A 10,021-nucleotide genomic window follows, 5' to 3' on the forward strand; every position below is an offset into this window, starting at 1 on the left:
CCCGCCAGTCCGTACTAACCAGTCCGTACTAAGTACTAAATGAATAGCGGGGAAGGGCGGCAGGTTCCCGGTTGCGTGGCGGGCCTCGCTTGATCACCATCCCCCGCATGATTCGGGACAAGTCTGCGAAGAAGAAGCCTGCCGAGGCTGCCAAGGGCGAGAAGCGCGTGGTCGCGGTGACACGGCCGAGCTTTAGGCGCGAGCGTGCGCTGATCAAGCGCGGCATCTGGCCGATCGCCGGCTGCGACGAAGCCGGGCGCGGTCCGCTCGCCGGGCCGGTGGTCGCGGCGGCCGTGGTGCTCGATCCGAATCGTATCCCGAAGGGCATCGACGATTCCAAGCGGCTGACCGCCGAGCGCCGCGAGGAACTGTTCGAGGAGATCTGCGCGACATCAGCGTTCTCGGTCGCGGTAGCCTCGCCGGCGCGAATCGACCGCGACAATATCCTGCGAGCCTCGCTGTGGGCGCTGGCTCGCGCTGTTCATGCGCTGCCTGAAATGCCGAAACATGTCTTCGTCGACGGCCGCGACAAGCTCGCCACGCCTTGCGATTGCGATGCGGTGATCGGCGGCGACGGCCTCGTGGTGTCGATTGCCGCGGCCTCGATCATCGCCAAGGTGACCCGCGACCGCCTGATGAGCGCGCTGGCGCTGGATTGCCCGGGCTATGGCTTCGAGCAGCACAAGGGCTACGCCGTGCCGGAGCACCTCGCGGCGCTGGACCGGCTAGGCCCCAGCACCCACCACCGCAGCTTCTTCGCCCCCGTCGTCGCGGCGCGCCTCAAGCACTTCCCGACACCTGTCGAGCCCGACCTGTTCACGGTGGATCCCGAGAGCGAAGCCGCGGCGTCCGCGGCTGCATAGAGCGCGACTGCGCCGAATCGTCTCCACTTGTCATCCCCCGCGCATGCGAGGGATCCAGTATTCCAGAGACGTCATGCTCAAGCCGAGCCGCCGCGGCGTACTGGATGCCCCGCCCTCGCGGGGCATGACAGCGGAAATTGACTTGGCAGTTGGGCAGGTCCAGCCCCGGTTGCCTCTGCCGCCATCGCCCGTTATCAAATCCCACGGGATCACATTGAGCCGCTGACGGAGTGGTTGGGGCATTTCAGGCGTTTCATGCGGTTTACCTCCTTGGTTGTCGAACTGATCCGCGCCCGCCCCCGGCTGGTGGTTTGGATCGTGGTGCTGGCGCAGGCGGCGATCTGGCTGTTCTTGCCGGTGATCTTCTACGGCAGCCCGCCGGGCGATCTCGCAACCGTGCTTGCATTCGGCCGTGAGTACCAGGTCGGCACCGCGATGGGGCCGCCGCTGTCGTTCTGGCTGGCCGACATCGCCTTCCGCGCCGCCGGCAATCACGTGTTCGGCGTCTACCTGCTGGCGCAGGTCTGCGAGGTCGCGACCTTCATCGCCTTCTATCATCTGGCGCGCGCCATTGTCGGCGGTCCGCAGGCGGTGCTCGCGGTGCTGCTGTCGATGACGGTGGTGGTGTTCTCGTCGCCGAGCGTCGAGTTCGGCCCGCTGATCCTGGCGCGCCCGCTCTGGGCGTTGCTGCTGCTGCATTCCTGGCAGTTGATCGGGCAGAACCGGCGCAGTGCTTGGTTCGCCTGGTCGATCGATTGCGGTTTGCTGCTGCTGACGACGCCGGCTGCGATCGGCATGATCCTGCTGGTCGCCGTCTTTGCGGTCACCAGCGCGCGCGGGCGGCGGACGCTGATGGCGGTCGATCCGCTCTATGCGCTGCTCGTCATCATCGTGCTGGCGCTGCCCTACCTGATCTGGCTCGTTCGCGCCGACGCGCTTACGCTGCCGCCTCTGCCCGTGATCGCCGATCTCAAGGCTCGCGCATTGCGCTGGGGCGTCGTGCTCGGCGGGTTGATCGTGGCGATGGGTGCCATCGTGCTGCTGGTGATCCTCAATTCGCGCTGGTTCACCCGCGACAGCGATGATGCGCCGATCATCCATCGCCCGCCGGTCGGGCCGCTGGGCCAGCAGTTCGTCTATTTCTTCGCCTTCGCGCCGGCGATTGTGGGCAGTTTCGTCTCGGGCCTGTTCAACGTCGATCGCGTGTTCGGCGGCGCCGGCGTGGCGCTGTTGATGTCGGGGCTTGCCGTCGTGGTCGCGGCCGGCGATCTGATCCATCTGCGGCGGCAGCGGCTATTGCGCACGGTCTGGGCGCTCGCGGTCGCGGCCCCCGCGGCCCTCGCTTTAGCTGTCGCGCTGTTCCTGCCCTGGACCAGCACCACGGAAGCAAAGACGTCGCTGCCGGCGGTTGCGATCGGCCACTTCTTCGACGACAGCTATCAACGGCGCACCAACCAGCGCCTGCGCGCGGTGGCCGGCGATCCCGAGATCGCCAGCCTGATCGCGATGGCCGGCCGGCGCCCGCATCTGCTGCTCGACGCCACGCCGGAGCGGACACCGTGGCTGTCGATCGCGAAATTCGACGAGACCGGCGGCGTCGTGGTCTGGCGCGCCCGGGATACCGCGGGCACGCCGCCGCCCGAGATCGGGCAGCGCTTTCCCGGCCTCGTGCCGGAAGTGCCGCGTTCGTTCGACCGGCTGGTCAACGGACGGCAGGGCGTGTTGCGGATCGGCTGGGCAATCGTGCGGCCGAAGGGGTAGCGCTGTCATTCCGGGTACACGCTTCGCGTGCCCCGGAATGACAGCGTTAATTAAGTCGCCGGCTGCAGCGCTTTCGCGATCGCGCGCAAATCCTGCCACGTCAGGCGCTTGTAGGACGGCGAGCGCAGCAGATAGGCTGGATGGAAGGTTGCGATGGCGCGGATCGTGCGCGTGCCGGTGTCGTAATCGAGCCATTTGCCGCGGCTGCGCATGATGCCTTCGCGGGTGCCGAGCAGTGCCTGAGTCGAGGGATTGCCGAGCGTCACCAGCACGTCGGGATTCACCAGCTCGATCTGGCGCTGGATGAAGGGCAGGCAGACCTGGGTCTCCTGCGGCGTCGGCGTACGGTTGCCGGGCGGCCGCCACGGAATCACGTTGGCGATATAGGCTGAGCGGCGGTCGAGCCCGATCGACGCGATCATGCGGTCGAGCAGTTTGCCTGAGCGGCCGACGAACGGTAGGCCCTCGATGTCCTCGTCGCGGCCCGGCGCCTCGCCGACGAACATCACGCGCGCTTCCGGATTGCCGTCGGCGAACACCAGCTTGGTCGCGGTGTGCTTGAGCGCGCAGCCGTCGAACGTCTCCATCAGCGCGCGCAGATCCGCCAGCGTCGGCGCGGTGCGTGCGGCCTCGCGCGCCGAGGCGATTGCGGCGTCCGGTGCGACGGTGATTTCGCTCCGCGGAACGGCCGGCATCGCGGCGGGCAGGGGACGCAGAGGGCTGGGCGCGGCCATGGGCCGCGCTGCGGCGGGCGCTGGAACTGGCTCCGGCTCCTCCAGCCGGTTGATCGGCTCATCGCCGAGCGCGCAATCGACCCCGGCCTCGAGGTAAAAGGCCAGCAATTGCTGCAGCGTAGGGGTGGGTTCGGGCATCAGGGCCATGATGGGCGGCAATTTAGAGCATGGTGCGGAAAAGTGGAGGCCGGTTTTCCGCAAACGATCATGCCCAAACCTGCATGGGGCCGCGCGAAACCTCCCCGATGGCAATTCCATGGTTGTCCTTGCGCCAAAAATCGGAAACAACGACCCCTGAAAAGCTTAGAAGCGTTCTCAACGGGCTGAGACCAGATCATGAGTGCTGAAGAACTTCCTCCGCGCGAGTCCATGGAATTCGACGTCGTCATCGTCGGCGCCGGCCCCTCGGGCCTTTCGGCGGCGATCCGGCTCAAGCAGCTCAATCCCGAGCTGTCGGTCGTCGTGGTGGAGAAGGGCTCCGAGGTCGGCGCGCACATCCTGTCGGGGGCGGTGATCGATCCGGCTGGCCTCGACAAGCTGGTGCCCGACTGGCGCGAGGATGCCGACTGTCCGCTGAAGACGCAGGTCAAGGATGACCGCTTCTACTGGACGACGTCGCAAGGCTGGTTCCGCATACCGAACTTCATCATGCCGCCGTTGATGAACAATCATCACTGCTACATCGGCTCGCTCGGCAACGTCTGCCGCTGGCTGGCGCCGAAAGCGGAAGCGCTCGGGGTCGAGATCTATCCGGGCTTTGCGGCCGCCGAAGTGCTCTATGACGACAAGGGCGCGGTGCGCGGCATCGCCACCGGCGACATGGGCATCGCCAGGGACGGCACGCATAAGGATTCCTATACCCGCGGCATGGAGCTGCTCGGCAAGTACACGCTGTTCGCCGAAGGTGCGCGCGGCTCGCTGTCGAAGCAGCTGATCGCGCAATTCAAGCTCGACGCCAACAGCGAGCCGCCGAAGTTCGGCATCGGCCTGAAGGAAGTCTGGCAGATCGATCCTGCGAAACACAAGAAGGGGCGCGTGCAGCACACACTGGGATGGCCGCTGAAGGACAAGACCGGCGGCGGCTCGTTCCTTTATCACTACGACGATAACCGCGTCGCGGTCGGCTTCGTCGTGCATCTGAACTACGACGATCCCTATCTGTCGCCGTTCGACGAATTCCAGCGCTTCAAGACTCATCCTGACGTGCGCGAGCTGTTCGAGGGCGGCAAGCGGCTCGCCTATGGCGCGCGCGCCATCACCGAGGGCGGCTACCAGTCGGTGCCGAAGCTCTCGTTCCCGGGCGGCGCGCTGATCGGCTGCGCTGCGGGTTTTGTGAATGTGCCGCGCATCAAGGGCGTCCACAATGCGATGGGCTCCGGCATGCTCGCCGCCGAGCATGTCGCCGCCGCGCTCGGTGCCGGCCGCGCCGGTGACGAGCTCGTCGATTACGAAAACGCCTGGCGTTCGTCCGCGATCGGCAAGGACCTGTTCAAGGTCCGCAACGCCAAGCCATTCCTGTCGAAGTTCGGCACCATGTTCGGCATGGTGCTGTCCGGCTTCGACATGTGGTGCAACACGCTCGGCTTCTCGCTGTTCGGCACCCAGTCGCACGCCAAGCCCGACCGCAAGACGCTCGACCCGGCCAGGCAGCACCAGCCGATCACCTACCCGAAGCCGGACGGCAAGATCTCCTTCGACAAGCTCTCGTCGGTGTTCCTGTCCAACACCAACCATGAGGAGGACCAGCCGGTCCATCTCAAGGTCGCCGACATGAACCTGCAGAAGACGTCGGAGCACGACGTCTTCGCCGGCCCCTCCAACCGCTATTGCCCGGCCGGCGTCTATGAATGGGTCGAGGAAGCCTCCGGCCCGCGCTTCCAGATCAACGCCCAGAACTGCGTCCATTGCAAAACCTGCGACGTGAAGGACCCCAACGGCAACATCACCTGGGTTCCTCCGGAAGGGGGCGGCGGCCCGAACTACGAGGCGATGTAACGAGGGGGCCGGCCACATTTACGTGAGGCGGCCCGCGTCGTTCCTGCATATTCGGTTCGCCTCTCCCGCAAGGGGAGGGGCCGGAACTGGCCGTCAAGGCTGTTCAACTTTCCTATGCAGTTGTTTCCCAACGCGATTGTGCCTGTCCCGGCCACGATACCGCCACACTGGAAGCGTTTTGCGGTGGGCTGGCTGGATCGGCGGGCCTAAAGGCTTAATCTGCCTATCGATTCGTCATGCGTATCCTTGCGGTTGAACGCCAAAAGCGGCAATGTCGCTGGCCGCGATGCCGCCGCTTGGGTTCGCTTTTTGAGACTGATCGCAAGACCGTGGCCGTAAATCCCTGGAGCAAGGCGACCGTGATGCTGTCCACCCGTTTCAACCGCCTGACGATTGCCCTCTTCGCTGCCGCCGCGCTGGCCGCGCCTGCGCAGCTCTCGGCACAAACCCCCGACCATCCCGCCGACAATGCGGCGCAGTTTCCGACCAAGAACGACCTGAAGTCGCTGACCACGGCCGGCAGCTATCTCGCGGCCCGCCATGCGAGCGTCGAGCGCGATGCGGCCTCCGCTGCGGAATTTTACCGTTCGGCGCTGCGCACCGATCCGAAGAATTCCGAGCTGCTCGACCGCGCCTTCATCTCGTCGCTTGCCGATGGCGACATCGACGAGGCGGTCAAGCTGGCCGACCGCATCCTGACCCAGGACAAGTCCAACCGCGTCGCGCGCCTCGTCATCGGCGTGCGCGACCTCAAGCTGAAGAAGTACGGCGCCGCGCAATCCAACATCAACCAGTCGGTCCGCGGTCCGATCACCGATCTGGTGGCGACGCTGCTGTCGGCCTGGGCCGCCTATGGCGCCGGCGACTCGAAGGTCGCGGTCGCCAATATCGACAAGCTGACCGGACCGGATTGGTACCCGATCTTCAAGGATCTGCACGCCGGCATGATCCTCGAGCTTGCCGGCAAGGAGAAGGACGCCGGCGCTCGCTTCGAACGCGCCTACAAGCTCGACGATTCGATGCTACGCACGGTCGACGAATATGCCCGCTGGACGTCGCGCAACAAGGATGCGGCTTCCGCCACCGCGCTCTACGAGGCCTTCGACAAGAAGCTGCCGCGTCACCCGCTGGTGCTGGAAGGCATCAAGGACACCAAGGCCGGCAAGAAGCTGCCGCCGCTGGTCGAGTCGGCGCAGGCCGGTGCGGCCGAGGCGCTGTACGGCATCGGCGCGACGCTGACGCGGCGCGGCGGCGAGGACCTCGCGCTGGTCTACCTGCAGCTTGCGCTCTATCTGCAGCCCAACCATCCGCTGGCCCTGCTGTCGCTCGCCGATCTCTATGAATCGGTGAAGAAGCCGCAGATGGCGATCAAGGTCTATGAGCGGATGCCGGCGTCCTCGCCGCTGAAGCGCAATGCGCAGATCCAGCTCGCGACCAACCTCGATGCTGCCGACCGCAGCGACGAGGCGATCAAGATCCTGAAGGAAGTCACGGCTGACGCGCCGAAGGATGTCGAGGCCATCATGGCGCTCGGCAACATCGAGCGCGGCCGCAAGAAGTTCGGCGACTGCGTCGGGACCTATTCGCAGGCGATCGACGCGTTGCCGCCCGAGGGCGACAAGAACGCCTGGGTCACCTACTACTATCGCGGCATCTGCGAGGAGCGCTCCAAGCAGTGGACCAAGGCCGAGGCCGACATGCGCAAGGCGCTCGAGCTGCAGCCCGAGCAGCCGCATGTGCTGAACTATCTCGGCTATTCCTGGATCGATCAGGGCACCAACCTCGACGAAGGCATGAAGATGATCAAGCGTGCCGTCGATCAGCGCCCCGACGACGGCTACATCGTGGACTCCCTTGGTTGGGCTTACTACCGCATCGGCAATTACGACGAAGCGGTGAAGAACCTTGAGCGGGCCATCGATCTGAAGCCTGAGGATCCGACCATCAACGACCATCTCGGCGACGCCTATTGGCGCGTCGGCCGAACGCTGGAAGCCAAGTTCCAGTGGGCGCATGCGCGCGACCTCAAGCCCGAGCCGGAAGAGCTGCCGAAGATCCAGGCCAAGATCGAAAACGGCCTGCCCGACGATCCGGCGCCGGCCGCCGCAGCCGCCGACAAGAAGAAGGACGACGACAAGGGCGGCTAGTCGCCAGGGGCGCCGCTGTTCTACCTCTCCCGCCCGCGGGAGAGGTATTCCTGCCCGGAATTTCTGCGCAAACAAAGAGATAGGATCGTGGTGCGATTTACGCTAATCGCATCACGATCTTTGTTTTTTAGGGGTTTATCGCCGTGCCGGCGTTGATTGAAGAAGGGCGTGCCAAAGTCAACCTGACGCTGAGGGTGGTCGGCCGACGCGTCGATGGCTTTCACGACCTAGAGAGCGTCGTCGCGTTTGCCGATTGCGCCGATCGTCTCACGCTGGAGCCGGGTGACGCGCTCGCGCTGACGATGGACGGGCCGCTGGCCGACGCCTGCGGCGACACCTCGGACAATCTGGTGCTCAAGGCGGCGCGCCTGCTCGGCGAGCGTGTCGCGGACCTCAGGGTCGGTCATTTCACGCTGGAGAAGGTGCTGCCCGTCGCGGCCGGCATCGGCGGCGGCTCGGCGGATGCCGCGGCCGCGCTGCGCCTCCTGGCGCGGCTCAACGAGCTTTCGCTCGACGACAGCAGGATCATGGAAGTGGCGCTGCAGACCGGCGCCGACGTGCCGGTGTGCGTCGCCTCGCATGCCTGCGACATGGCCGGCGTCGGCGAGACGCTGCTGCCGCTCAACTTGCCCAAGATGCCCTGCGTGCTGGTCAATCCGCGCGTTCCGGTTGCGACCAAGGACGTCTTCAACGCGCTCGGCCTGCGTCACGGCGAGCTCTTGATCGGCGCCACCGATGTCGTGATCCAGACGCCGTCCTGGCCGGAGCAGGGCGGCGAGATCGACGAATGGATCGAGGCGCTCGCCCGCGGCACCAACGATCTCGAAACACCTGCGGCGCGGATCGAACCCGTGATCAGCGGCGTGCTGTCCGCGTTGCGCGAGGCCAGCGGCGTTCGCCTCGTGCGCATGTCAGGCTCCGGCGCGACCTGCTTTGCGATCTTCGGCAATGACGCCGACGCCCAGGCCGCCGGTGAAAAGCTCCGCGCCGACCAGCCCGGCTGGTGGGTGCACGCGGGCTCGCTGAGCTGAGCTTGCTCTTCCTCGTCATTCCGGGGCTCGCGAAGCGAGAACGCCAACGTATGACTCACAAGCGGTTCAACACATTCGGTGTCGTCCCTGCGAAAGCAGGGACCCATATGTGGACGGCCCCCGTGGCACAAGAGCTTTTTGGTGAGATCGGATCGCTTGCATCCATATGTCCGGCCTGTTGAGCGCGATCGATTGGATCGCTGGCCAAGATGGTTTGCGCGATGCGAGTTCCAAACAACCTGGCGACCTGCTGGCGGCCAATGGGTCCCACGGATTGTCTCGCATCGTTGCTCGATCGATCGCTCCATCTGCTCCTGCAGCTCCGGATCGGCCGGCGAGCGAGCCCGCCGGTCGGCCAATCTGTTAGGCGGCCACTGCCGTAGCGGCATTCGACCGCGCCGCGTCGTAACTCTCGCCGGTCACCATGAGCTTCCAGGCGATGCGGGCGACCTTGTTGGCGAGCGCCACGGCGGCGAGCTTCGGCGGCTTGCGCGCAATCAATGCCAGCAGCCAGCGCGGATGCTGGCCGCGCCCACCTCTGGCCTGCCGGATCACCGCCGTGGCCCCGATCACGAGCAGTCGTCTCAAGTCCTCGTCGCCCGCCCGCGTGATCTTGCCGAGCCTGGTCTTGCCACCAGTGGAATGGTCCTTGGGCGTCAATCCCACCCAGGCCGCAAAATGCCGACCGGAGGGGAACGCACGCGGATCGGGCGTCTTCATCACCAGCGCGGTCGCAATGATCGGGCCGACCGCGGGGATCGTTGCCAGACGCCGGCCCGTGGCATCGCCGCGGTGCCAGGCCATCACCTTGGCCTCGATTGCCTCCAGTTCGCTCTCGAGCTTGGCGTACTCGCGGCCCAGCACGACAAACAGCTCACGCGCCAGAGCGGGAAGCGTCTCGTTCTGCGCGATCTGCGCCAGCAGCGGCTCGATCCTGTCCAGCCCCCTGGGTGCAATCAGGCCATACTCCGCCGCGTGGCCGCGGATCGTATTGGTCAACTGGGTGCGCCGGGCGATCAACCCGTCGCGGATTCCCATCAGCATCAACGCGGCTTGCTGCTCGGCTGTCTTGACCGGCACAAAGCGCATGGTCCGCCGGCTCATCGCCTCACACAGCGCTTCCGCATCCCGCCAGTCGTTCTTGTTCCGCGCGACATAGGGCTTCACCAATTGCGGGGCCATCAGCTTCACCTCATGGCCCAGCCTGGAGAGCTCCCGCGCCCAATATTGCGAGGCTCCGCAGGCCTCCATCCCGATCACGGTCGGCGGCAATTTGGCAAAGAACTCCACCACCTGCTTGCGCGAAAGCTTCTTGCGCAGCACAGGCCGCTCATCCTCATCAATCCCGTGCAGCACAAAAATATACTTCGACGTATCCATTCCAATGCGGATAATCTTCGTCACGGACGGCTCCCTTGCTGAGATTTGCAACAACCTCATTCTGGCACACTGATGCCGTAGGGGGCCGTCCACCCCATCAACCACGAATG

General features: G+C 65.5%; 7 protein-coding genes. 5 read left to right on the plus strand and 2 right to left on the minus strand.

Annotated features, from left to right (window positions below; genetic code table 11):
- Positions 1-107: 107 nt before the first annotated feature.
- Both rnhB and AS156_RS17480 read left to right on the plus strand, forming a co-directional pair.
- Positions 108-863, plus strand: a complete 756-nt coding sequence (gene rnhB / locus AS156_RS17475) for a ribonuclease HII (RefSeq protein ID WP_066506645.1) — start codon at positions 108-110, stop codon at positions 861-863.
- Positions 864-1,118: 255 nt separating this feature from the next.
- A complete protein-coding gene (locus AS156_RS17480; protein WP_066506651.1) occupies positions 1,119-2,624 on the plus strand; it encodes a glycosyltransferase family 39 protein in 1,506 nt (501 codons plus the stop codon).
- Positions 2,625-2,674: 50 nt separating this feature from the next.
- On the opposite strand, the gene AS156_RS17485 is transcribed toward AS156_RS17480, so the two are convergent.
- The gene (locus AS156_RS17485; RefSeq protein WP_066506687.1) at positions 2,675-3,499 is read right to left on the minus strand and encodes a uracil-DNA glycosylase; all 825 of its coding nucleotides are present in this window, start codon (positions 3,497-3,499) and stop codon (positions 2,675-2,677) included.
- 195 nt (positions 3,500-3,694) lie between these two features.
- On the opposite strand from AS156_RS17485, the gene AS156_RS17490 reads away from it, so the two are divergent.
- From AS156_RS17490 to AS156_RS17500, 3 genes are all read left to right on the plus strand, one after another.
- Positions 3,695-5,353 (plus strand): electron transfer flavoprotein-ubiquinone oxidoreductase, encoded by a 1,659-nt coding sequence (locus AS156_RS17490; RefSeq protein WP_066506656.1) that lies wholly within the window; start codon positions 3,695-3,697, stop codon positions 5,351-5,353.
- 362 nt (positions 5,354-5,715) lie between these two features.
- The gene (locus AS156_RS17495; protein WP_066506691.1) at positions 5,716-7,500 is read left to right on the plus strand and encodes a tetratricopeptide repeat protein; all 1,785 of its coding nucleotides are present in this window, start codon (positions 5,716-5,718) and stop codon (positions 7,498-7,500) included.
- A gap of 143 nt (positions 7,501-7,643) precedes the next feature.
- Positions 7,644-8,531 carry a 4-(cytidine 5'-diphospho)-2-C-methyl-D-erythritol kinase gene (locus AS156_RS17500; RefSeq protein WP_066506657.1) on the plus strand — a complete coding sequence of 296 codons (888 nt, stop codon included), beginning with the start codon at positions 7,644-7,646 and terminating at the stop codon, positions 8,529-8,531.
- Positions 8,532-8,894: 363 nt separating this feature from the next.
- Here the strand turns inward: AS156_RS17500 and AS156_RS17505 are convergent, their stop codons facing one another.
- On the minus strand, positions 8,895-9,935 hold the full coding sequence (locus AS156_RS17505; RefSeq protein WP_066500203.1) for an IS110 family RNA-guided transposase: 1,041 nt from the start codon (positions 9,933-9,935) through the stop codon (positions 8,895-8,897).
- Between the last annotated feature and the right edge of the window lie 86 nt (positions 9,936-10,021).

It is taken from the genome of Bradyrhizobium macuxiense, assembly GCF_001542415.1.
Lineage (GTDB): Bacteria > Pseudomonadota > Alphaproteobacteria > Rhizobiales > Xanthobacteraceae > Bradyrhizobium > Bradyrhizobium macuxiense.